Source organism: Bacillus weihaiensis (assembly GCF_001889165.1).
GTDB lineage: Bacteria > Bacillota > Bacilli > Bacillales > Bacillaceae > Metabacillus > Metabacillus weihaiensis.
Genome location: NZ_CP016020.1, coordinates 3,433,688 through 3,458,830 on the forward strand (window position 1 = coordinate 3,433,688; position 25,143 = coordinate 3,458,830).

Below are 25,143 nucleotides of genomic sequence, written 5' to 3' on the forward strand. Positions count from 1 at the left end.
GTGATATTTTTATTAAATGAATTCGCTTACATATTATTTACATTGTACTATCTTTAGATTTTTGTCTTTTCTTTGGATTTAATGAAAATTGTGAGGTATATACTATTTTTCAGGTATTAGATTGTATAGCTAGGAGGCAAGCATGAAAATGGATGCGGGACATAAGTATGCAAATAAAGAAAAACCCGAACTATTTTACTTATTCGGGTACTTGAAACAACATATGCATATTTTATTTGATTTATAAAGGCGTTTAGTTTGTGTAACCTCCATTGATAGATGTCTTTCCCCTTTTTCACTCCTCGTCCTTCTTCACAATAGGAAGAGTGATCTTCACTCTTGTTCCTTCTCCTACTTCACTTGTAATGGACACACCGTATTGTGGACCATATAGAATTTGGATTCTTTCGTGTACATTCTTTACACCAATTCCGGTAAAATGCTGTTTCTTCTTTTTCGTTGTCGGCAGCTTATTAGTCGAAATCTCCATTCCATCTCCGTTATCCATCACTTCACAAATGAGTGTACCCTTCTCCTCCCAAACCATAACGTTAATAAATCCTGATGTTTTATGATTAAAGCCATGAAAAAAGGAGTTTTCAATAAAGGGCTGTAAAATTAGCTTTGGTATTTCTTTATCCATGCAATCCGGAGAAAGAAGATAATTGACTTTAATTCGGTCCCCATATCTCTTTTGATTAATAAGGACATAGTTCTTTAAGTTGTTCACTTCCTGTGAAACAGTAATTGTCTCACTCACATTACCAATTGTGTTTTGTAAAAGCGAAATGAGAGAGTTAATGGTTTCCTCCGCTTCTCCTTTTCCACCTTGCTGAATCATAAATTTAATAGATGTTAACGTATTGTATAAAAAGTGCGGATTAATTTGCTGTTGCAGTGCAGCTAATTCTGCATTCCTCTTTTGCTTTTGGAAGAGCACAAGCTTTTCTAAGTAATCATGCAGTTCATCAAGCATGGAATTAAAGGCTCGTCCAATTTGCCTTGTCTCATAGGTTCCACTCACAGATACATATTGGTCAAAATTGTATTTAGAGGCACTGGAAATTTGTTTTACTAGTTTTGATAACGAGTTTGTCATTTTTCTTGAGATAAGAAAAACAATCACTAAAGCTATCGCTACTATAAAAATACAAATCAACACAATTTGCTTTTTATTAATTAAATTCCCTATTGCTGTATCGCGATCAATTAAATTAACTAAATACATATCAAGGGAAGGAAGATATTCCTTGAAAATAATTTGTTCCTCTCCCATAAATTCTTCAATTGTATAGGAATTGAGAGATTGATCAGCATTCTGAACATAGGCTAGTAGTTCTTTCGCTTCCTCTCCAATTAAATCCTGTTGATTACTCGATACAATCGTTCCTTTCTTATCCAGTATATACACATCATTTCCTTCGCTTGTATAACTGGTAAAAAAATCACGAAATTCACTTTCATGGATTGGAAAATACATCATTCCATAAAAATCACCTGAAATTCTTTCCATTAGAGGCTTTGTTGCTACAATAAATTTCGTTCCCTCCGCACCACTTGAATTCTCATAACGCTCATCATAGTGATACATTATTTTTCTAGGGTTTGTCAAAGACATTCTCGTCATCATATGATTCTTTAACTCTTCATCCGTAATCGGCCAATATGTGCGATTTGTTGCATAATTCATTTCATTGCTACCTGTCACGACAATTTCAGTTTCATATGAATCGACAAATGATTTTGTCCGCTTCATTTGCTCGCCAATCTCAAAAATAGATTTCATTTGCTGTGTATTCGATTGTTCCTCCGTCATAATTCTTTTAATTTTACCGCTTTGTAAAATATTATTTGAAGCGAGTACAATCGAATAGTTATATGATTCAAAGCTGTCTTTCATTTGTTCAACAACCTTCGCATTTGTAATACTAAATTTTTCAATAAAAAAGTCCTCTGACATGCGAAAGGTTGTCCAAGTAATAATTATAGATACGGTTATGATACTAATGACCGTAATTGAAAACATAATCGCAAACAAGCCATTATGCTTTAGATGATTTCGGATAAACTTCATAGCGTTCACATCACTTCGCTTTTTGATTCCGTCTATATTGACTAGGTGATTGATCTTTTAGCTTTTTAAATACTTTACAAAAATAACTATGATCTGAATATCCAACAAGTCCACTAATCTCTGAGATTGGTGTAGTCGTCTGAACTAATAGCTTCACGGCTTCTTCAATACGTATTCTATTCAGGTATTCATTAAACCCTTCTTTATTATGTGCTGCAAAATAGCTAGAAAGATAAGAAGGATTAAAATGGAAGTGATTTGCAACACCTGTCAGGCTAAGTGGTTCTGAATAATGCTCTTCTATAAAATCCAATATCAACTGGAAATTAGATTGCCCTGATAAACTTCGGTTCGCAGCAATAATTTCTTTGGCCTTTTCAATAAACGCCTGTAATTCTTCTACAACCTTTGATGCTGTTTTTGCTTCATCAATTGCATTAAAGAAGTGAAACTTCTCATTTTCAAGACTCTTCACATTGTACTCTAAGTTATTAAGTAAGATTGACATGGTAAAAATGATGTTCCCAAAAAAAGATTTATACTCTAGAATATCCGTTGTGTAATGACTCGATAATAATGTAATATGACTTTCCAAATAAGTAAATGCAGCATCAAATCGCTCATGTTTAAAATCGTTTGTAAACTTGTCCAAATTAAACGAGTCGATTTTTGGTACTTCTTGCTCCAAATGATGTTCTTCTGTTAGTGTTACCGAAGGATAATAAAATCGATATTGCAGCATTTTTTTTATGACTTCATTATATTTCACGACAATTTGAGTGAAGCTCTCAAATGAATTAGTCAGTAAAATGGATAGATCATGAACGTGTGCATATTTCTCTAATTGAGTGGCTACACCTTCCAGCCTGTCATTTGTCCGTTTTCCTGAAAAATTTACAAGAAATGCGCTTACATTAGAATCGACCCTGAAAGCTTGAATAATGGGACCTTCAATCGTCGTTATTAGTGCTTCCTTTACGATTTCACTGATTTCTTCCTGATTCTTACCCCCATCACTGAGCCTTAAATCAATAGCTACTAAGCAAAAATGAGGCAATGGAAAAGCTTGCTGTATGAAGTGTTCATCATAATCTGATTCATATCCAGACAGATACTTATCAATCATTGTTTCCGCACTAACCTGGATTTCCACATCATCAGCACCTTGCTGTAAGGAAGGTATTCGTTCTACAGCTTTTTTTAACACCGCAAGTAAGATCTCCGAATCAAGCTTCGGCTTTAATATATAGTCTACTGCCCCACTTTGAAACGTTGACCTCACATATTCAAATTCACCAAAGCTACTTAAAATAATAATTTCAATATGAGGAAATTTACTTTTAACAATCCTAGTCAATTCCTCTCCATCCATAATCGGCATCACAATATCTGTAAGTACGATATGAGGATTTGTTCGTTCAATCACTTCAAGAGCCTCTTGGCCATTTGAAGCCTCACCAACTATTTGAAAACCCTCTTGTTCCCATTGAACATAGTGTTTTATTCCCTGTCGTATTAATTGTTCGTCATCGACAATGACAACTCTACACCCTTCACCCGTTCTCAAAACAATCCCCCCCAGGAGTTTGTAGGTTAATTTCAATTCTTTTTACTATTATACACATTTGTCAATAGGATAAGTAAGTTTGACACACTATTCAAAGGGTATTAAGGATTAAAACATACTAATAAAGGAGATGTCAGGAAATATGAATCATAAGCAAAACAATCCATCCACAAATACAATGATTCGCAACATGGAGGATTTAAAGAAGCAATCAAAAATAATGGAACAGATGAAAACGAACAAGCAAATAAAAAAGACTGGAAAACAGCCTGACCCTGTCCAATATATGAAAAAAGACGAGATGTAAGACGATAAAAATGACAGTTCCCCACTCTAGATACTTGTCTTATTTTTACTATATTCAGAATCATTTCTCAAATTTTTTGTCAATAAATCGAAACTGCCGCATAGGATAAAGTAATCCACAGATTTTTAAGCAGTCAGTGGTCACAATTTATGCATCCACGTTAATGTATGCTTAAAGCTTTAGAAAAGTGACAGTTTTTTTTACTTCTTGAAATTATTTTTTTACAAAGTGAGTACCTTTTTAAAAAATTGATCATCTCGGAGGGGGAATTTGAATATGTCAGGTCAAGAAAAGCAGAATTTTGTTATCTCACAAGAAGACTGGACCCTCCATCGCAAAGGCCAAGACGACCAAACACGTCATCAAGAAAAAGTCCAAGAAGCGATCCGTAACAACCTTCCAGACCTTATAACAGAAGAAAGTATCGTCATGTCTAACGGAAAGGACGTTGTTAAGATTCCCATTCGTTCACTTGACGAATATAAGATTCGCTATAATTATGATAAAAATAAGCATGTGGGCCAAGGTGATGGAGAAAGTCAGGTTGGTGATGTAGTTGCAAGAGATGGCTCTCAGTCAGATGCGAAGGGTCCAGGAAAAGGTCAAGGAGCAGGAGACCAAGCAGGCGAAGATTATTATGAAGCCGAGGTTTCGATCTTAGAGCTTGAAGCAGCATTATTTAAGGAATTAGAATTACCTCATTTAAAACAAAAAGAACGCGACGATATAGTTATTGAGAATATTGAATTTAATGACATTCGCCGAACAGGTTTAATGGGAAATGTGGATAAAAAGCGAACCATGCTTTCCGCCTATAAACGAAATGCAATGGGAGGAAAATCAACCTTCCACCCTATTTATCCAGAGGATCTTAAATTCAAAACATGGAACGAAGTTGTAAAGCCTGAGTCAAAGGCAGTCGTCATCGCCATGATGGATACAAGTGGCTCCATGGGCTTATGGGAAAAATACATGGCACGAAGCTTCTTTTTCTGGATGACTCGCTTCCTACGTACAAAATATGAAAAAGTAGACATTGAATTTATTGCTCATCATACCGAAGCAAAAATTGTGTCAGAAGAAGACTTTTTTTCTAAAGGAGAAAGTGGTGGTACCATTTGCTCTTCCGCTTATCGAAAAGCATTAGAAGTGATTGACCAAAAATACAACCCGTCTCGTTTTAACATCTATCCTTTCCACTTTTCAGATGGTGACAACCTAACCTCAGATAATGCTAGATGCGTAAAACTTGTTGGCGAACTGATGAAGGTATCTAATATGTTTGGATATGGTGAAGTAAATCAGTACAACAGGCATTCGACCCTAATGTCCGCATATAAAAACATCTCTGATGAAAAATTCCGTCATTATATCCTCAAGCAAAAAGCAGACGTATTCCAAGCAATGAAAAGTTTCTTTAGAAAAGACGAAGAAAATAAGATGTATGCATGAGAAGAATTTTCTTCTCTCACCCTGAAGACAATTGAGGTTGTCTTCAGGCTTTTTATTTTAGCCACTTTCTTTAGATGTAAAGAATAACATCATCATTCACTCGTATTACCAAAGTAAGGTGAAAAGAGCTGCTCTTCCTTTACAGAGAGAAAACCTTGTACTCCGGAGCTTAAGATGTTTTTGGAAAACAACATTTTATTCGTAAACAGCCTCATTTTACAATCCCTTTGCTAAATAAATCCTTTTAGGTGATATTCGGAATTTACTTAGTGTAAACTAAAAGGAATGATTATGTAGAAAGAGGGATCTTACATGGTTTATGTTTTATTAATCCTAGGTTTTGTCCTTTTGATTAAAGGTGCAGATTTATTTGTTGATGGTTCATCTAGTATCGCCCGAGCTTTTCATGTGTCTCCGCTATTGATTGGTTTAACTATTGTCGCATTCGGAACAAGCTCGCCTGAAGCAACCGTCAGTATCATTGCAGCTATTGAAGAGAATCCCGGAGTAGCTTTAGGAAATGTTATTGGAAGTAATATATTGAATACAAGCTTGGTGGTGGGAGTGGCTGCTATTCTCCATCCTTTAAAAGTAGAAAGTACCACGATTCGCAAAGAAATTCCCTTTACCTTATTGGCTAGTTTGGCTTTACTTATATTGGTTAGTGATCAGGCTTTGCAACTAGCTGGTGAAAACCTTCTGACAAGAGGAGACGGCTTCATTATCCTATTATTCTTTATGATCTTCTTATATTACATATTTGAAATTGCAAAGAATAGCCGAGAAAAAACAAAAGAGGAAGAGACAGAGGATGTAAAACCTAGCTCCTGGAAGAAGAACACCCTGTTAACCGTTGGCGGCTTACTTGGTATTTTATTTGGTGGTGAATTAGTTGTAAGTAACGCCACTGAAATTGCTTATTCATTTGGTATGAGTGAAACATTAGCTGGCTTAACAATCATCGCCATTGGTACCTCTTTACCGGAATTGATTACGTCAATTACTGCTGCGCTTAAGAAAGAAAGTGAAATAGCACTTGGTAACATAGTAGGTAGTAACATTTTTAATATTCTATTTGTTCTTGGTACGACTGCCGCTATACATCCGTTGACTGTAAGCAATATGATTATTACAGATATTACGATTATGATTATCTTAACCTTCGTCTTACTCATCTTTTCTCGCACAAATTTTAAAATTGGAAAGATTGAAGGTAGCCTATTGGTAATTACATACATCGTTTATATGATATATATCATCATCCGAAACTAATTACGTTAAAGCTACGTTAGGAGAATAAAGATGACATTTGAAGAATTCGTGCGAATGACCATTGAAAGTCTTGATACATTTAACCCAAAAAGTATGAAAGATCAAAAAATCATTCTTAAAGAAGCCATCCACCAATACAAGTTGAAAAGTAATGTGACACTTGAAGCTGGGAAAGAGGTTTTATACCTCTATTCTATGGCTGAGGAGAATATGTTAAACAGAATTTCAGAGCTAGCTTCCTCATCTTTTGAAGTGGGGAATGTAGAAGAGTTGTTTGAAGGTGCTGTCGTGAGGAGATATTAATTGATTAGACAAGAAACGCTGGACTATCACCGAGAAGCTATGGAGATAGTCTGGCGCTTTTTGTCTTCTATTTTTCTAGTTGATTAATGTCTCGTTCATACGAAGCAGCTTGGGAGTAATCAAGAAAAACAGAGCTGGCGCCTATCTCCTTCGCCAGCTCCCTCCTCTTATCGGTTTAATAAGCTTCCTACGTAACGTAGCAAATCATTTGCTGATGTTGAGTTATAGCCATGTTCATCAATTAGCCTTGCCACAACTTCATTGATTTTCTTTAATTGTTGTTCATCAGGTGTTTTCGAAGAGGTCGTAATCTTGACAACGTCCTTTAAGTCAGCGAATAACTTCTTCTGAATTGCCTCACGTAGGCGTTCATGTGAGTTGTAGTCAAAGCGTTTGCCTTTACGAGCATATGCTGAGATTCTAATTAGAATTTCTTCACGGAACGCTTTCTTCGCATTTTCAGAAATGCCAATTTGCTCCTCAATGGAACGCATAAGCTTTTCGTCTGGATTCATTTCTTCACCCGTTAATGGATCACGAAGCTTGTTTTTATTACAATACGCTTCTACATTATCTAAGTAATTGTCCATAAGCGTTTTTGCAGACTCCTCATATGAGTAGACAAAGGCTTTTTGTACTTCTTTTTTCGCGATATCATCGTATAATTTACGCGCAACGGAGATGAAATTTAAATATTTTTCACGGTCTTCGTTTGAGATGGAAGCATGTTGGTCAAGACCTTCTTTTAAGGCACGAAGAACGTCTAATGCATTAATGGAAGGAACTTCTTTTCGAATAATTGTAGAAGAGATTCGATTAATGACATAACGAGGGTCAATCCCTGTCATCCCTTCGTCATTGTACTCTTTTTGAAGCTCAGCTACATCTACTGAATTAAAGCCTTCCACACTCTCTCCATCATAGAGTCGCATTTTTTTCACTAAATCAATGTCGCCTCTTTTTGGATCCTTAAGACGAGTTAAAATGGTAAACATAGCTGCAACCTTTAATGTATGTGGAGCAATATGAACATCTGACACGTCACTTTCTTTAATCATTTTTTCATAGATTCGCTCTTCTTGTGTAACCTTTAAATTGTAAGGAACAGGCATCACGATAATACGGGAATGGAGGGCTTCATTCTTTTTATTAGAAATAAAGGAACGGTACTCTGTTTCATTAGTATGTGCGACGATAAGCTCATCAGCGGATATTAACGCAAATCGGCCGGCTTTGAAGTTCCCTTCTTGCGTAAGCGAAAGTAAGTGCCACAAGAATTTCTCATCACATTTTAGCATCTCCTGGAATTCCATCATTCCTCGGTTTGCTTTGTTTAATTCTCCATCAAAACGGTACGCACGAGGATCAGACTCCGAACCGTATTCCGCAATTGTTGAGAAATCAATACTCCCTGTTAAATCGGCAATATCCTGTGATTTAGGATCTGATGGACTAAATGTTCCGATACCTGTACGTTTGTCTTCTGATAAGAATACTCGCTCAACCCGTACATCCTCAATTCGTCCACCATATTCCTGCTCAAGGCGCATGACATTTAATGGGGAGAGATTCCCTTCAATTCGTATGCCATACTCATCATAGAAATCTTCTCGTAAATGATGTGGTATGAGATGTAAAGGGTCCTCGTGCATCGGGCAGCCTTTAATGGCATAAACGGCTCCTCGATCTGTTAAGGAGTATGCCTCAAGACCACGCTTCAAAATCGTGACTAGCGTTGATTTCCCTCCACTTACTGGTCCCATTAATAGTAAAATCCGTTTTCTTACGTCTAATCGTTTAGCTGCAGGGTGAAAATATTCCTCTACTAATCGTTCTAGAGCATCTTCTAAACCGTATAATTGATGATCAAAGAATTTATACGTTCTTTTTCCATCTACTTCTTCGATTCCAGCATCTTTAATCATATTGTAAACCCTGGAGTGAGCAGATTGCGCGACCCACGGCTTCTCCTTAACAATATCCAAATACTCTACGAAGGTACCTTCCCACTTTAAACGCTCTTCATCTTCTCTGTACTTTTCAATCTTTTTTAAGATATCCATAAGGACCTCCTCCATCTTTGGTCGTTCTTTTGTGACACTTGCAGATTAATACACTGTATGCATGGATGTCCTTTAACATTCGTTTTCAGATGAAAAGTTATCTTAAATATCTTCCACACTTTCCACTTCGACTAAGCTAATTTTCGCAACTAGCAACAGCCACCTCTAAGAAAGGGAGCCTATAAAAAAGCACGCTTTCACATTCACAACGATGTAAGATTAGGTTATAATAAAACTAGTCTCTAAGTGGATACTATACATAGTTATAGATTCAAGTGTTCTGGTGAAAAGTTTTGTAAGGGGGTACATGTTGATGGGATTCTTAATCATTCTCGGAGTGAGCTTAGCATTTTTAACAGCTATCTTTACAGCAGGATATGACAGCAAACCAGGTGTAAAAAAATAATTTTTCAATAAAAAAGGATGACTCATGAACAGATTTCGCGATCTGATTCATGAAGTCATCCTTTTTTTTATGTTAAGCCTGGGTAATTTTGTTGTCTAAGTGCTTCGTAAATTAAAATAGCAGCCGTGTTTGAAAGATTTAACGAACGTACATGTTCTGTCATTGGTAAGCGTAAGCACTTATCCATGTTAGCCTCTAATAAATCCTTCGGAAGACCCGTTGTTTCACGACCAAAGACAAAGAAATAGTCCCTATCAGTTTCACTATAATCGAAGGTTGTATGTGGCTGTTTGCCAAATTTCGTTAAATAGAAGAATTCACCGTTTGAATAGGTTTCAAATAATTCTTCAAGAGAGTCATGGTATATGACCTTTACATGCTCCCAGTAATCCAAGCCAGCTCTTTTCAACATTTTATCATCTGTTGAAAATCCTAATGGACGGATTAAATGTAAAGTCGTATTTGTTGCTGCACATGAACGTGCAATATTTCCTGTATTTGCAGGTATTTCTGGTTGATATAATACTACGTGTAAAGCCAATTCTGTCACCTCGTCTAATTCTATAACGTTCGCAAAGCTCGCTCACCCTCTGCTAAACGTGTTCAAATCATTTTTACGAAACCTATTATACCATTGTTACTTGCTAGACGTATCATCTATGATATGAAAAAAGGCATATTGAATATTCGGGGTATAGGCTGTTGAATCTTCATATGCCCAATACCTCATACGACTATTATAAGTTTGTGCATTTACTAGCGGCATATTCTCTTCATCTTTTGCGACAACAAAGGTAGTGTGATCAAAGCGACCATCACCTTGAAAATCATAACAGATAAGATCGCCCGGTATCAATTGCTCTGCACGATCTACTTTTTTCGCACGTAACCCGGTTTTCGAGTGATGAAGGAAATTTGTCATAGCATTGGCAACAGACCAGCTATAGCTCCAATTATTCTGCTGCATCCACCAGCCCGAAGAACGATTCGGATAGCCTCGCATGGATGCATTGCCAGCATGTAAGCATTGAGAAACAAAATTTGTACAATTCACTTCAAAATTTTTGTAATGTGGATTGTGATCATCCCACCATCGCTCTGCATATTGAACAGCCGCTAAACGGTCATAAGTAAATGGCTGGTTATTCCTACTCTGATCATCGCTGGTTGAAAAGGACTGTGTATTCGTATCACCTTCTGAATGAAGGGCAAAATCGTCAACAAGCTCATCACGATAAAAGCTTGCTTTGCGAAATTCCTTCCTTTCCTCCAGATAGAAATACTCCTTTTGCTTATGAAGCCATTTGTGGTGGTTCGTATAAAAGACATCCTGTAGCTTATCCCCTGCATCCGTAAGTTGAGTAATCCGAGTCTCTGAATGTCCTTTTACAACTTCAACCTTTCTTTTTTCATTGCATTCAATCTTTCGTTCAAGTGCAAGAAGCTCTTCATTATGTCGCATTTGTTTCATCAGCTTTTTATTGACAAGCATCTGTAGCTTATCGGTATTTAATTGCGAAAGAATTTTTTTCATCTTTACACCACCACTTTGTATTAAGCTCTTCCTTTTGTGCGACTGAATCATCCTCCTACCCACACAAAAGACAGCTTTGTTTACTACAAACTATGAATGGTGATGAGCTGTCATGACTGAACACTTATTTTTACTTTTCTCCTGCTACCGCCTTTGCAATTTTTGCTGTTAGTGAACGCGGTAGAAACTTCGCTGCATAGGCACCAGCTTTGTTCTTTGCTCCAGGAATGACCACACGTCTCCCTTTCATGATGCCCTCGTAGCTTTGTTTCGCCACTTCCTTAGCATCCATTGCGTTACTAAACATAATTGTATGTTCAACATTTGCAGCCGCTCCAAAATTTGTCTTAGTCGCTCCTGGACAAATTGTTGTAACAGTAATGTTCTTTCCTTTTAATTCTTCTGCTAGCGCTTCTGAAAAAGATAACACGTACGCTTTTGTTGCATAATACACAGCCATTAAAGGACCAGGCTGAAAGGCCGCTGTACTCGCAATATTTACAATCTTTCCGTCATTCATTTTTTTCATATATGGTAGGAAATAATGAGTTAACTCTGTTAAGGCCGTTATATTTAGTTGAATCATTCTCGATTGTTCTTCTAACGATACCGTATCAAATTCACCTAATAGTCCGAAGCCTGCATTGTTCACAACAACGTCAATCGTTATCCCTAGCTTAGACAGCTCTTCAAAAATCTCCTTTGCAGCTCCTGGTTTACTAAGATCCTTTTGAATTCTCGTAATTTCTACGTGATGAAAAACTTGCTCAATTTCGTCTAATTTTTCTTCATTTCTTCCAACAACAACTAAGTTATATCCACCCCTGGAAAATAGCTTTACAAATTCATAGCCTATTCCACTTGTTGCTCCAGTAATAAGTGCTGTTTTAATCATTTTATATCCTCCAACATATCATTCATCCACAATGAGTTTAAATGTTTAATAATTTAAACAAATCATAATTTCAAGAGAAGTGTTTGTCAAGAAGTCACGTTTCCATCGCTCCTAGTATGCCATGTCGTGACAAAAAGAAGTGTAGGCTATCCGTTCTAGCTCTCAAAACACTGGTTTATGTAAATTTCCTAATCAATAACCGAGTTGGGAAGTCTTATGACGTTGACTTCCCAACTTCTGGTTCTACTTCTTCTCCTAATAAGCGTAAACCTTTATTCATTTCTTCTATTACTTGTTCATCTTTTTCGTTTAATAGAAGAGCTTTTAATTCATCCTTCATTGTCTGATCTCCAATTTTCCCTATTGCCCACGCTGCCGTCCCACGAATAACAGGTCTTGGATCTTCTTTTGCAAGCTTCAGCAAATCTTTAAGAGCAGTAGTATCTTTAAAATGAGCAAGCGCTAGGATGGCATTCCGCTGTAATGGCTTCTTGCCTCGCCAAGAGCCAGACATATGACCAAATGTCTCTTTAAATTCACGATTACTCATTGTGAGCAATGGTTTAAGCTTTGGCTTTGCAAGCTCCGGATCAGGCTCCATTTCCTCATGAAAATGAAAGTCCTTTCCTTTATTCACCGGGCAAACCGTTTGACACGTATCACACCCATAAATGCGATTTCCGATTTTTGTTCGATATTCATCCGCTAAAAATCCTTTTGTTTGCGTTAAGAAGGCTATACACTTCGAGGAGTCAAGCTGACCTGGCTGAACAAGGGCCCCTGTTGGACATACATCCAAGCATTTTCTACATGTTCCACATTGATCTTCCATTGGCTGATCTGGTGGAAAAGGTACATTGGTTATCATCTCACCAAGATAAACATATGAACCAAATTCTGGTGTAATAATAGCGCAATTCTTTCCACTCCATCCAATACCCGCTCTTTCTGCTACAGCACGATCAGATAATTCTCCTGTATCAACCATCGATTTCACTTCGACATCCGGTAGCTTTTCTTTTAAAAAGGCTTCTAATTTTGCAAGTCGATCTCTAAGAACCATATGGTAGTCCTGTCCCCATGAAGCACGACAGAAGATTCCTCGACGATCTTCCTTTGTGCTTTTTGGTGCATCCTTTAGCTTTGAAGGATAGGCTAGTGCAATAGAAATGATGGAGCTAGCCTTTGGTAACAGCTTAATCGGAGTAACTCGTTTCTCAATATCAGGCTCCTCAAAGCCTGATTGATACCCAAGTTCCTGTTGGTTTATGAGACGTTGTTTTAATTCTTCGAACATACTTGCACTTGTAAATCCGATCTTATCAATCCCTATTTCCTTGCTATAGGCAATGACTTCTTGTTTTAGCTGTTCACTATTCATGTTTGCCCCTCCTTTCTACTAGTCGATTTCTATTAATACATTCTATTTTAAGTTCTTTTAAAAGAAGCTGTCTTAAATGCTTTAAGATGGTCTCACAAGCGTTGTCATTACATCCCTTCTTAGGACCATCATGAAATTCTCAAGCCGTCTATTCCAGGTAAATCTATTACATATGATAAAATAACTGCATATTGTTGTGGAGGTTTAAATTATGGAAATAACCATTGATTCTACATTAAAATCAATTGAGCCAAATGTAAAGGTTGGTGTTGTTACGTATAAGGGTATTACTGTCGGGGATTCTCCACAAATGTTAAAAGGACGGTTACAGCTATTTCAGGAATCACTTTATTTTGATTTTACTGATAAGAAAATAACTGACATTCCCGCTATCCAAGAATGGAGAAAGCTATTTAAGTCGGCAGGCACTGACCCTAATCGCTATCGTCCATCAAATGAAGCACTATTTAGGAGAGTTCAGAAACAGCAGTTTGTAGGAACCGTAAACTCTGCTGTTGATATGAACAATTTCCTTTCTCTTCAATATCAAATTCCATTAGGAATCTATGATAGGAATAAAGTAGCCGGAGATCGAATCACAATCTCAATTGGAAGTGAGCATGCTTCTTATACGGCTATTAATGAACGTGAAATTTCGTTATCAAATAAAATTGTATCACTCGATTCAGAAGGTCCTTTTGGTAGTCCTTATGTGGATTCTAAAAGAACCTCTGTTACCACGGCCACAAAAGCTGCTGTTCACCTAATTTATTTACAGCCATCAATGGGAAAAGATGAAGCACTTAAATTGCTCAACGCGTTATCCACTATGTTTACCCAAATTCATGGCGGTGAAGCAACATTTGATGTCATTTAGCATGTTTGCTTCTATTTTATTGATGAAAAAACATTGAAGTAAAGTACACCGTCTGTTGTTTTTACTCAACCTCAACGGTGTACTTTTTCTTTATCATATTTAAAGAAGATTATTGGATTAACCTTCTGTTAAGCAAAATCAAGAAATTCTCCCCTGACTGCCTGTAATTGCACGGAAATTAAAAAACGCAATGCCCCGTTTATCTAAGAAACGAAACACTGCGTTGTAACCATTATGTATGGAGCGGGTGAAGGGAATCGAACCCTCATCATCAGCTTGGAAGGCTGAGGTTTTACCACTAAACTACACCCGCATATGGAATATGTATTTGATTATAACAAGCGTACCAGAAAGATTCAAGACTTTTTTTAAAGTTTTTGTCGATATTTGTCGATAAGTCTCAAAAAAGATACTTCCTTAGTATATTCTGTCATTTCTAATTAATCAAGCTATTTTTCAAATTACATTCTGAATGGCTTATTTTAAAGAAACACAGACCGACCTACAGAATGTAGATACCTTTTACATTTGGCTATGTATCACGTATTCAGTCTGGTTGAATTCCGCTCCCCTTGCTCGCTTTCAGCAGGGCGGGGGCGGTGAGACTCCATTCCACCTTAAATAGTTTTCATCTTTAGTACCTATTTTAAATGCAACAATAAAAGGAATTTAGCCCAATCTATTCAATTATCATCCCAAAGATATAGGTAGATACATATAGTACAGAGAAAATCATAAACATTTGGGAAGGATGAAAATGATGACATATAGAACAACTAGAGGATTTTCAGGTGCCCAAGGGCAATTAGGATATGATACAAGATTTGGTGGTCCATACGGTGGACCTGGTTTAGGCTCCTATGGTGGATACAATTATGGTGGATATCCTGGCGGCGGTTATGGTGGATATAACTATGGTGGCTATCCAGGTGGTGGCTATGGTTACAACTATCCTGGTGGTGGCTATGGTCCTGGATACGGATATGGTAGTCCTGGATACGGTCCTGGTGGAGGCTATGGCTATGGTGTAAATCCACTTACAACAGGATTATTAGGTCTTGGTGCAGGTCTTCTTGGCGGAGCTGTCCTAGACGACGGACCATTCAATCGCGGTCATTATTATTAAATCGAATTTAATCATACGATAATCGAACCTAGTTAAGGAGGTGAGGTGAGTGAAGACATATCGTTACCTCACCTCCTTTTATCTATATGATCTTGTCATACGCTTTAGTCAATAGCAACATAGACTTTAATATATTACAAATCTGAATCATTAGCTAAAACATTTATAAAAACCCAACAATACTTACGATGATCGCAGTAGCACTCAAACCCGTACCAATAATCCACTTTATCAGCTGCAAGTGACTCTCTGTTGTTTTTCGATCCACTTCTTTTTGTGTGACATATTCCTTTTCTGTTAATATTTTATCTACTAATGCCCTTACATCATTCTCATCTAAATGATTAGAGTGCGTCCCTTCAACATTATCAATCTGATATTCTAATTCCTTTATTTTTAACAGGAGCTCCTTCATATCCTCTAGGTCTTTATCTTTTCCTTTCATATTCCTTGTCCCCTCCTCCTGCACGGGTTGGTTACTTTATCTTATTCAGCAATTTGCTAATGTTGAGTAGGACAGCCACCTATTTTTCGTTGATTTTTTTGTCAAAAAGTCTATGTAATAGTAGATATGGTAAAAATATGTATCGTATAATAAAAAAAGCGAAAGATGCCATAAGCTAGACAATTAAATTACGTATTAGATACTGCATGAATAAGACTAGGCTATTTTTTTATAAATAAACTGGAATTGTTTCAAGAGAAACATATCGTTCCCTTTAAAGGAGTCTTTATATGAACGACCTACCTTCCTCACTTGATATGAAGAAATTAGAAAAGGAGAATGCTTTGTTAAGAGACACCCTCTTAACTCTTCCCATTTCCTTTACATATCACCACCCTGACGGATATACAATCTCAAAGGGAGAAAAAGATGGAATCATCCATATGGAGAAAACAGATAGAATTCCAAGTGATACACCTTCCATTCAAACACGGTGCAATGATTTTAAAGAGATTGAGGCCTTTTTAACAAGCATCTTGGATTTTGTCCCACATCACATTGTCTTTGTAGATAAAGACGGGATTGTGACATTATGTAATGTGCAAACTGCGAAAGATCTTGAAGTACACAGAGACGACATCATTGGAAAGCATATCCGAGAGCTCTTACGTATTCCTGATGATCAAATTGCTATACTTGAATCCATTAGAACGGAAAAAGAATTTACGAATAAAGAAGTACTTGATACAAACTATGGGATTATCAATACACGAATTATAAGAGATTCAGATGGATCTATTTCACGAGTAATTGGGACCTTTTATTTCTTAAATGTAATCAAAGAGGCTGAAAAACAAGCATTAGCAGGAAGAATTGCCGCTGGAATTGCCCATGAAATTCGCAATCCCTTAACGACAGTTCGCGGATACTTACAATTTCTAAGTCACGATGATGAAGAAAAAAAAGACCTCTTCACTAAGGTGCTCATACCTGAAATTGATCGTGCTAATAAAATCATTACCGACTTTCTAAGTATCGCAAAACCAGCCAACACTTCAACAGAAACGTTAAATGTAAAAGCATTTTTAACGGACTATCTTGGAAAGTTTCTAAAAACGGAGGCTCTTTTATATAACGCAGAGTTATTTTTCGATCTTCACCCTCAAACAAAGAATGTGTATCTATTAGGACATAGTGATGAGCTTCTTCAAGTGTTTATGAATTTATTACGAAATTCTTTGCAAGCAAAAGGGGAAAATCCATTAAAGATAACTGTCAAAACAGCTTTAATAGACCATAGCATCCAGATTCATTTTATTGATAACGGAAAAGGCATCCCCTCCTCGCTTCTTCCACATGTATTTGATCCTTTCTTTACAACAAAGGATGAAGGAACAGGCCTAGGTTTGTCCGTTTCAAAGAAAATCATTGAGAATCACAGAGGAACGATGAGCGTCACAAGCGATGAACGAGGTACAAAATTCACAATCAATATACCTGTAAGTAAAAAGAATTCTTAAAGAAGACAACATGTTAGAACTCGCCAACATTGGTGAGTTCTCTTTTATTATACGTTACCACTATGTTTCGCACGCTTTATACACACAACCTTCTCACATCTTACTAACCCCCTTCCTTCTGCTTCTCCTCAATTCAATTCATTAGCTAATTTTTTCTCATCTTATAATACTCAATTAATAAAAGACTATAATTTAGAATATAAACACATCCATATTCGTTGACCACAGGCTTATAATCAGATAAAATTACCTATTGTAACCAGCGAGTTCTATATATAACTAATGAGTTTTTTGTGAAAGGAAAGGAAGTGAAAAATGGATTGGAGCCAAAGAAAGAACGAATCATCCTGACTGCTACCAAAATATTTTCTGCCAAAGGATACTTTTCAACTTCTGTTCAAGAAATAGCAGAAGAATGTTCGATGTCAAAAGCTTCCTTATATAAGCTTTTCCCTTCTAAGGAGGATTTGTTTATTGAAGTTTTTGAGTACCATCAAAACATCTTGTTTGATAAGGTTGCCTCGATTTCCTTTGCTTCTCATTATTCTCCTAGGGAATTACTTATTAAACAAATCAGTACTCAAATTGAAGTATTTTTAGAACAAAGAAATTTTATCACGATGCAACTAAAAGAAATACCTTTGTCTGGAAACAATAAGCTAAAAAAAATGATGAGACAGCTAAAAACTAGAATTGTTGGATGGCAAAGAAACGTATTGATTGAAGCCTATGGTGAAGAAATAAAGCCCTATAGCTGGGACTTGACTGTAACCGTGCAAGGCTTACTAAAGGAATATATAACTGTGGCCGATCAGTACAAAGAGTGGGATGGAAACGAAATGGCTACATATATTGTTGACCGTCTAGATTATATAAAGACTGATTTACTTCAAACAAAACCGAAACCACTCTTCTCAGAAGAAGAGATGGAAAATCTACTTTCACCTTCTCCTACCCTTTGTACGAAAGATCATGTCGATATCCTACTAAGCCGTATAAAAATAGTTATCGATTCTATGAATCCATCAGATAATAAAGAGCATTTGGAGCAATCGTTTGACATGCTTATAAAAGAACTTGAAACAGAAGATCCAAAGGTTTTTTTACTTGATGTACTACTGCATTATTTCATGAAAGAAGAACAATTAAAGTCGACCGCTACGAAATTACGGTCGCTATTAGTAGGAGGAGAAAAATGGAACATTTAGAAAATCGACAAAAGGTCCTCATCATGATAGCCGTTATGTCTGCCATGTTCTTTGCAGCGGTGAATATGACGATCGTCGGTACTTCTTTACCGAAGATTGTTGCTCAAATTGGTGGAATGGATTATTTTGACTGGGTATTTACCGTCTATATGCTTACGTCAACGATTACTGCCATGTTAGTGGGTAAGCTTTCAGATATCTATGGACGTAAGATCTTCATCTTAATCGGAATTGGGATATTTATGCTTGGTGCCTTCTTAAGTGGTACGTCTCAAAATATTATTCAACTTATTTTATACCGAGGACTTCAAGGCTTTGGTGGCGGTATGATCATGTCGAGTGCCTTTACAACAGTTGGCGATTTATTCGCACCTCGTGAACGCGGAAGATGGCAAGGATTACTTGGCGCGACATTTGGATTATCCAGCTTATTCGGTCCTACACTTGGAGGATATATTGTTGATAATTTTGACTGGCATTGGATCTTCTGGGTATTCTTACCGATTGGGTTCTTTGCGTTTGCCTTAATTTTACGACTCTATCCATCTCAAAAAGCAAAGGAAAAAGAACCGATTGATTTCCTAGGATCCATCACATTAACCATTGCCATTGTTTCCTTATTACTTGGCTTCACATGGGCCGGTGGTAAATACGAATGGCTTTCATTTGAAATTATCGGGTTATTCTCGTTAACCGTTTTATCCTTAGTTGCGTTTGTATTTATTGAATTAAAAGCAAAAAGTCCCGTTCTACCACTATTCCTCTTTAAAAACAGTGTGTTTACGGTATCAAATATCGCTGGGATGCTAATGGGGATGGGGATGTTTGGTACGATTATGTATGTACCCTTCTATGTACAAGGGGTTCAAGGTGAATCTGCAACCGTTTCTGGTTTAGTCGAAATGGTTATGACAATTGCGATGGTAATCTCAAGTATTCTTGTTGGTAATTTCATCACAAAAACAGGGAAATATAAAGTCGTTGGGTTAGTTGGAATTCTTATTATGGCTGTTGGATTAATCCTAAATTCAACGTTAACAACAGACTCGACATTAACCATATTAATCCTTCAGCTAATTGTCATAGGAATTGGTCTTGGTGTAAATATGCCTGTATTTAATTTAACGGTTCAAAATGCAGTAAGTCAAAAATACTTAGGTGTTGCTACCTCTGCTATGCAAACGTTTAGACAAATTGGAGGAACAATCGGAGTAGCTTTTCTAGGCTCTGTCATGGGAGCTAGAATGGAAAATGAGCTTTCAAATGCGCAACAAGCTGATATGCCTGCCCCACCACCTGAGGTAACAGAGAGTATGGCTCACTTACAAAATCCTCAAGTCTTAATGGATACAGCACAGCTTGAAAGCATTCAAAATGAACTTCCTGCTGAAATGAGCCCTGTAATTGAACAATTTATCTCTATCTTAAAAGAAGCCTTAAATTCAGCCCTTACTACTGTATTCTTAGTTAGTGCCGTAATTGTTACGCTTGCCTTTATCGTCACATTATTCTTAAAAGAAATTCCTTTACGAACCACAAATGATGACGACGAAGAAGGGGCCGTAGAGCATCAGCAGTAAGTTAAAAGATAACCAGGGCAAAAACATCTTTCTTCCATAGCTAATACCATAGTCTAGCGTGAATTCAAAATTGGATTCACGCTTTTTTTATTCATTAAGCTTTATTAGAACAGTGAACAGGAGTCAATTAAATTCCGGAAGCAGCACTATTGTTAAATCCCTACTAAACCCCCTCACCTTCTTTCCCTTTCTAACCTCAAGCCCATACTTATTCAGAGCAACTCTTACTTTCTTCTTAAACACCTTACTAACATATTTCTCGTTTTGATAGCCCCCCTTAAACGATACGTCATAAATCTTCAAAGAAGAGTTTCTGACAACTCCCTGACCGAAAAAGAGTACGGGTCATGCTATCTAACAAAACATATCACAAAAAAAACGCCTCTTTACTTAAGGGGCGTCATGCTCCCTTTCTCTGTTCTGACCATTTCTACAGATCACTAGAGAAAAAGGAGCTGATTTCACTTACGTTAAAGAAACGTTTCCTATATGTTAGTTATGATTTTAAAATTCCAATCTCCTCTAGAGCTTGCTTCATGCTTGCTCTTGTTTGGATACCTGAGAAATCCATACCTAAACTGATAATCGTTTGGGCAATTTCCGGACGGATTCCTGTTAACATCACTTTCACACCTAGTAATCGTAATGCATGGACGATGTGAAAAAGCTGGTTCGCCACCATTGTATCAATAATCGGAACTCCCGAAACATCAAAGATAATATCTGTTAATTTCAGCTTAGCAGCTTCATGTAACGTAACATCCATAATTAATTTCGCTCGATGTGTATCGATATTTCCAACAAGCGGGACAATGGCTAGCCCTTCTGTAAGGGGAACAACTGGGACAGATAATTCCTCTAATGCCGTATAAGCCACTTTCATAAGGTTGTGATTATGTTTTTCAAATTCTTCCCCGATAATACTACACACAATATCAATAAGCGGATCAATAATCTTTGAAACATCAAGCATTGTAATTGGTGCAAATTTTCTTTTTTCCAATTCCTCAGTAAAGACATCCCATATGACCGTACGATACGAGTAAATTCCTCGTAATGTACTACTTAACGAAATATGATCATTGATTGCTACATGAGCTGCTTTTGCAGCCCAATCACTAACTCTTTCCTTTATGATCTCAGTATCCTCATACAAGGCTTCTCCAAAATAGCCAATCAATTTAGCACGATATTCCACACGCTCTGTTAATGGAAATTTAGAGACAGCTATTTTTTGCATGAGTTGCCCATCTGTCCCAAAGTCCACTTTCTTAGCAAGTTCTATTTTTTTCTCAACGACCTTTTGACCAATATATCTTAATTCATCCTTCATTATTATAATCCCCTTAATCATTATTTTGGCTATTATTAACTTTGCAGTCGTTCATGAGACCACTATTTCTTGTTCACTTGTCTCGTTGCAAAAGCCTTACACTTTTCACGTGCTCACTCAACCTCATTTGTATACATTAGCACTTAATTAAATAGTGATATAGATTCTAGTAGCCTATTAATAAAAAATGCCCAACACTTCATGGTAAAAAGCATTGGGTTTTAGGATTATTCTCATTCTGCTTCATCACTTGGTGTTACATGTTCAATCCCTTTTTCAATTTCTTCCTGTAACTCAGCCTCGGTTTTTACGGTTTGTTCTTCTGTTTCTGGAAAGATCTCTTCCCACTCTTCCTCAGGATTAAAGTTTTCACGTCCATTGCTAGCAACCTCTTCAAACTCATACTGATTAAGATCAACATGATGCTCATACAAAATCTTATAAATATGATAGATGTTCCGTTGACTATCTACAGAGCTTGATGCTTGATTCAATCTAATTAAAACCTGCAGTAGGTCTTGTGACAATTCATTACTACTATCTAACTCTTCAGGTAGCAGATTATCTATTTCAACTGCTTTTGTATGGAGCTCCTCTTTCACCTGGTTTGTTACCCAATCATCTGAGAAAGAATCTGCAGCCATATTCATCCTAGATTGATAGAAAAAATCGCTATTAATCAAAGAATGGAAATACTCAAATTGCTCTGCTATAAGCTGCTTCGCTTCACGGGTAAATGCTTCGTCTTCCTCTACTGCTTTAGAAGAAGCCTCTACACTAGCGTTGGAAACCTCGTTCTTTCTTGCCTCATTATTTTTCCCATTAGACGAAAAGGAATTCAAGAAAAAAATAAGAACAAAAACGAGAATAATAGAAAATAAGCTAATCACTAATTTCTTCACGATTGTAGACTTCCTTCCTTCAATCTCATGAATATACTATGTTTTTCCATACAGACTATTATACAGGAGATTGAAGGTGGAATGAAAATGAAAATGAGGTCATTTTGTAAAACTTTAAGCAACTTTAAACGGAAGATGGCTTAAATACCTACATGAACTCATATTGAGGTAAAATGCAACGAAAGGTCGTACCTGCTTCACTACTCCTTAGGACAAAGATCTCCCCACGGTGTTCAAACATAATCTTCCGAACAAATGGAAGCCCAATTCCCATTCCTGTTTCCTTAGAAGAATGAAAGGGATCAAAAATATCTTCCCACTCATATTCTTTTATGCCGATACCACTATCTGAAACATCAATGATAATTTTATCCTGAATCATATTCGTCTCAATCACAATTTTCTTGTCACTCTGATCTTCTTGTATAGCCTCACTGCTATTTTTTATTAAATTAATAAACACCTGCTTTAAATACGTCGGGCTAACATACGCCTTTACATTCTTAAAATTCTTTACAAAGGTCACATCAATATCCTTCAACCTCGTCATTTCATTAGTCAGATGTAGTGACGCATCAATTAATTCATTTAGGTCCACTACTCGAAAATCAATGGATTTCTTATGAATATAATCTGTGTAGCTAGTTGTCAGCTCCTCTAATTGATTCGATGCAAGTTGAATCATATTTACCATATTCATACTTTCTTTAGGCAAAGACGTGCTTTCAGGTAGTAATTTCGAGTACGCCTTAATAATTTGAAGATTATTTTTCACCTCATGAATCAAGCTAGTTGAAACATTACCTAAGTAATCCAGCTTCTTCTGACGTTCCAGTAATAAATTATAATGGTTCGTCGTTACATTATTCATTCGTACAAATGAGAAGATGATGGTTGATGTAAAAATAATCACACCAAAGCTACTTAAAACCGCACCAGTTCCAGGAATAAAATTAAGTACACCAGCTACAAAAAGGAGCATTGAACAAAGTGAGAAGCTTTTTAGAAATGATTTAAGAGAATGATTCTGTATCCCATTCGTTAACAACATTATAATAATAACTAGAATAACGATTGAACCCGTATGAAATAAGTATAAAAAATTAAAATCCCCATATACCGGGAAAAGAAGAACCGATTTCGCCTTTGTTTCAACGGTGCGTAGCCCCTCAATTCCAAGGCTCGTCCAGTTCATAATATATATGCCCGTACTCCACACAATTAACATCCAAAGAATTTTTTTATTAAAAATCGACAAGAACCCACGATAAATGGCTGTATTCTTAATATTTGGTGCATGCTTACTAACGAGCAAATAGATAATATAAAACGTTATTGGAACAAAGCTAGTAGGTCCAATTCGAAAAAAACGAAACAATTGTAGAATGATTTCACTAGGAAGCAACCAATGAAGGTAAAGAACACCTATACTTAGCTGCCACAAGGTAATTGAAATCATGTACATTAATAACGCTACACCTAATTCAGAGCCCTTATAAATGGAGATAACGTTAAGGGCTAGAACAAGCGGCAAGAGTCCGATCGTTATGATTAGTAAAGATGTAATCACTATACCATTCCTTCATCTGCGTTTTATGTAGGCTGCTGCATTATTTCCACCATAGCCATGGTTGGTAATTGCAACGGAATTCACCTGTTGGACTATCAGATTTCTTACAATCTTCATTTCTTCAAATCCTTTTTGATTCGTCCGAATAGTAGGAGGAATAAACCCATATTCAATGCTTAACAAGGATGAGATCACCTGCATGATGCCAACAGCTCCGAACGGATTTCCTATCATACTTTTTATTGACGTAAAGGGAACCTCATGTTGAAATAACTCATAGGAAGCTCGTTTTTCAATAAGGTCATTCACTTGAATTCCTAATGCTTGACTATTGACATAGTCAGGCCTTCTATTTTTCACAACGACTCTTAATGCTTTAAGCAATTGATCTCCGGATGTATCTTGAGAATAAATAGGTTGGCCATCATTATTGGAAACCACATCTTCAATCTCTCCAATAATGTTTACCCCTCTCTTTTGTGCGTCCTCTTCTCTCTCTAAAATAATGACACCCGCACCCTCTGACATCGCAAAGCCCTTACTAGTCGATTGAAATGGAATAGCCCCTTCTTCTAGGGACTGATTCAACGGTAACACGTTTGTCTTCGAAAAGACAAAGGACGCCGCTTTACTTATAGGACTATCTACTCCACCGACTATCGCAATATCGATTAAGCCACTCTTTAAATAAATACGTGCATCCTGTACAGCTTCTAAGCTAGACGTACATCCCGTAGTAATGGTTTTCGTCACATCATTTCCACCAAGAAAATAGGAAATACTAGCTGTAATACTATGAGTATTTGATAAATGTCCGAACGTTATTGGTATTTTGCGGTATTTATTTTCATTTGAATGAGTAATTGCAGCTTGAAACTCCTGACTTCCAGTATTCCCAAGTGAAATTCCAAAGAAAACCCCTATCCTCTTATTCTTCACATGATGAAGCCGAGCATAAGTAATAGCCTCTTTACCTGCTGCAATACCTAGTAAAGCTGTTCTTGGTAGCCGTCTATATTCCTTATGGCTTGAATCATCTATCCCAAAATCTTCTATGAGGCCTACTATCGTTGTTTCATTCTTATAAGTAAGGTTCGTCACAGTATCAAGGCAACAAATACCTCTCATTAAGTTACTTCGAAAGCATTCAATATTCTCTGTTCCCGGTGCCCTAATACCATAACCAGTAACGACAATTTTACTCATATACACCAAGCCTCTTATAAGAAATTTTTACCAATTCAAGTATACTTTTTATTATATCGGATTCATAAGGAAAAATATATCCGTTTTGTTGAAAATTGTAGAATAATATTGAATTTTCACAT

At 36.7% G+C, this 25,143-nt stretch carries 21 protein-coding genes and 1 tRNA gene; 9 read left to right on the plus strand and 13 right to left on the minus strand.

Translation table 11 applies throughout. The annotated features are described in order from the left end of the window. Positions 1 to 295: 295 nt before the first annotated feature. Both A9C19_RS16580 and A9C19_RS16585 read right to left on the minus strand, forming a co-directional pair. The gene (locus tag A9C19_RS16580) at positions 296 to 2,074 is read right to left on the minus strand and encodes a sensor histidine kinase (protein WP_072580976.1); all 1,779 of its coding nucleotides are present in this window, start codon (positions 2,072 to 2,074) and stop codon (positions 296 to 298) included. A 10-nt stretch (positions 2,075 to 2,084) separates the two neighbouring features. Then, positions 2,085 to 3,641 carry a response regulator transcription factor gene (locus A9C19_RS16585; protein ID WP_072580977.1) on the minus strand — a complete coding sequence of 519 codons (1,557 nt, stop codon included), beginning with the start codon at positions 3,639 to 3,641 and terminating at the stop codon, positions 2,085 to 2,087. Between the two features lie 142 nt (positions 3,642 to 3,783). On the opposite strand from A9C19_RS16585, the gene A9C19_RS21865 reads away from it, so the two are divergent. From A9C19_RS21865 to A9C19_RS16600, 4 genes are all read left to right on the plus strand, one after another. Continuing rightward, positions 3,784 to 3,948: a hypothetical protein gene (locus A9C19_RS21865; protein ID WP_158515106.1), complete on the plus strand. Its 165-nt coding sequence runs from the start codon at positions 3,784 to 3,786 to the stop codon at positions 3,946 to 3,948. Between the two features lie 276 nt (positions 3,949 to 4,224). Next, a complete protein-coding gene (gene yhbH / locus A9C19_RS16590; protein ID WP_072580978.1) occupies positions 4,225 to 5,400 on the plus strand; it encodes a sporulation protein YhbH in 1,176 nt (391 codons plus the stop codon). 312 nt (positions 5,401 to 5,712) lie between these two features. Continuing rightward, positions 5,713 to 6,672, plus strand: coding sequence for a calcium/sodium antiporter (locus A9C19_RS16595; RefSeq protein WP_072580979.1), 960 nt, complete (start codon positions 5,713 to 5,715; stop codon positions 6,670 to 6,672). 30 nt (positions 6,673 to 6,702) lie between these two features. Next, positions 6,703 to 6,975, plus strand: coding sequence for a DUF6407 family protein (locus tag A9C19_RS16600; protein WP_072580980.1), 273 nt, complete (start codon positions 6,703 to 6,705; stop codon positions 6,973 to 6,975). A gap of 167 nt (positions 6,976 to 7,142) precedes the next feature. Here the strand turns inward: A9C19_RS16600 and A9C19_RS16605 are convergent, their stop codons facing one another. The 5 genes from A9C19_RS16605 to queG form a co-directional block, all read right to left on the minus strand. Continuing rightward, positions 7,143 to 9,038, minus strand: a complete 1,896-nt coding sequence (locus tag A9C19_RS16605) for a PrkA family serine protein kinase (protein ID WP_072580981.1) — start codon at positions 9,036 to 9,038, stop codon at positions 7,143 to 7,145. Between the two features lie 473 nt (positions 9,039 to 9,511). Then, the gene (gene trmL, locus A9C19_RS16610; RefSeq protein WP_099092785.1) at positions 9,512 to 9,994 is read right to left on the minus strand and encodes a tRNA (uridine(34)/cytosine(34)/5-carboxymethylaminomethyluridine(34)-2'-O)-methyltransferase TrmL; all 483 of its coding nucleotides are present in this window, start codon (positions 9,992 to 9,994) and stop codon (positions 9,512 to 9,514) included. 87 nt (positions 9,995 to 10,081) lie between these two features. Continuing rightward, positions 10,082 to 10,978 carry an amidase domain-containing protein gene (locus A9C19_RS16615; RefSeq protein WP_072581930.1) on the minus strand — a complete coding sequence of 299 codons (897 nt, stop codon included), beginning with the start codon at positions 10,976 to 10,978 and terminating at the stop codon, positions 10,082 to 10,084. Between the two features lie 130 nt (positions 10,979 to 11,108). Continuing rightward, complete coding sequence (locus tag A9C19_RS16620; RefSeq protein WP_072580983.1) at positions 11,109 to 11,873, minus strand: SDR family NAD(P)-dependent oxidoreductase; 765 nt, start codon at positions 11,871 to 11,873, stop codon at positions 11,109 to 11,111. Positions 11,874 to 12,087: 214 nt separating this feature from the next. Beyond that, entirely contained in the window at positions 12,088 to 13,254 is a 1,167-nt protein-coding gene (gene queG / locus A9C19_RS16625; RefSeq protein ID WP_072580984.1) for a tRNA epoxyqueuosine(34) reductase QueG, read from the minus strand. Between the two features lie 211 nt (positions 13,255 to 13,465). On the opposite strand from queG, the gene A9C19_RS16630 reads away from it, so the two are divergent. Next, positions 13,466 to 14,131 (plus strand): B3/B4 domain-containing protein, encoded by a 666-nt coding sequence (locus A9C19_RS16630; protein ID WP_072580985.1) that lies wholly within the window; start codon positions 13,466 to 13,468, stop codon positions 14,129 to 14,131. A 239-nt stretch (positions 14,132 to 14,370) separates the two neighbouring features. Here the strand turns inward: A9C19_RS16630 and A9C19_RS16635 are convergent. Further along, positions 14,371 to 14,444: transfer RNA gene (locus A9C19_RS16635), tRNA-Gly, on the minus strand. Positions 14,445 to 14,888: 444 nt separating this feature from the next. On the opposite strand from A9C19_RS16635, the gene A9C19_RS22095 reads away from it, so the two are divergent. Next, positions 14,889 to 15,257: a hypothetical protein gene (locus A9C19_RS22095; protein WP_199445793.1), complete on the plus strand. Its 369-nt coding sequence runs from the start codon at positions 14,889 to 14,891 to the stop codon at positions 15,255 to 15,257. A gap of 163 nt (positions 15,258 to 15,420) precedes the next feature. On the opposite strand, the gene A9C19_RS16645 is transcribed toward A9C19_RS22095, so the two are convergent. After that, positions 15,421 to 15,702, minus strand: a complete 282-nt coding sequence (locus A9C19_RS16645) for a hypothetical protein (RefSeq protein WP_072580987.1) — start codon at positions 15,700 to 15,702, stop codon at positions 15,421 to 15,423. 290 nt (positions 15,703 to 15,992) lie between these two features. On the opposite strand from A9C19_RS16645, the gene A9C19_RS16650 reads away from it, so the two are divergent. The 3 genes from A9C19_RS16650 (at position 15,993) to A9C19_RS16660 (ending at position 20,010) form a co-directional block, all read left to right on the plus strand. Then, positions 15,993 to 17,222: a two-component system sensor histidine kinase NtrB gene (locus A9C19_RS16650; protein WP_072580988.1), complete on the plus strand. Its 1,230-nt coding sequence runs from the start codon at positions 15,993 to 15,995 to the stop codon at positions 17,220 to 17,222. Between the two features lie 293 nt (positions 17,223 to 17,515). Next, a complete protein-coding gene (locus A9C19_RS16655) occupies positions 17,516 to 18,430 on the plus strand; it encodes a TetR/AcrR family transcriptional regulator (protein WP_072580989.1) in 915 nt (304 codons plus the stop codon). Further along, positions 18,418 to 20,010 carry an MDR family MFS transporter gene (locus A9C19_RS16660; protein ID WP_072580990.1) on the plus strand — a complete coding sequence of 531 codons (1,593 nt, stop codon included), beginning with the start codon at positions 18,418 to 18,420 and terminating at the stop codon, positions 20,008 to 20,010. Before A9C19_RS16655 ends, A9C19_RS16660 begins: the two co-directional genes overlap by 13 nt. A gap of 496 nt (positions 20,011 to 20,506) precedes the next feature. Here the strand turns inward: A9C19_RS16660 and A9C19_RS16670 are convergent, their stop codons facing one another. From A9C19_RS16670 to A9C19_RS16685, 4 genes are all read right to left on the minus strand, one after another. Beyond that, complete coding sequence (locus A9C19_RS16670; RefSeq protein WP_072580992.1) at positions 20,507 to 21,343, minus strand: STAS domain-containing protein; 837 nt, start codon at positions 21,341 to 21,343, stop codon at positions 20,507 to 20,509. Positions 21,344 to 21,576: 233 nt separating this feature from the next. Beyond that, positions 21,577 to 22,245, minus strand: a complete 669-nt coding sequence (locus A9C19_RS16675; protein WP_072580993.1) for a hypothetical protein — start codon at positions 22,243 to 22,245, stop codon at positions 21,577 to 21,579. A gap of 148 nt (positions 22,246 to 22,393) precedes the next feature. Then, positions 22,394 to 23,815, minus strand: coding sequence for a sensor histidine kinase (locus A9C19_RS16680; RefSeq protein WP_072580994.1), 1,422 nt, complete (start codon positions 23,813 to 23,815; stop codon positions 22,394 to 22,396). A 12-nt stretch (positions 23,816 to 23,827) separates the two neighbouring features. Continuing rightward, positions 23,828 to 25,021 carry a beta-ketoacyl synthase N-terminal-like domain-containing protein gene (locus A9C19_RS16685; RefSeq protein WP_072580995.1) on the minus strand — a complete coding sequence of 398 codons (1,194 nt, stop codon included), beginning with the start codon at positions 25,019 to 25,021 and terminating at the stop codon, positions 23,828 to 23,830. Between the last annotated feature and the right edge of the window lie 122 nt (positions 25,022 to 25,143).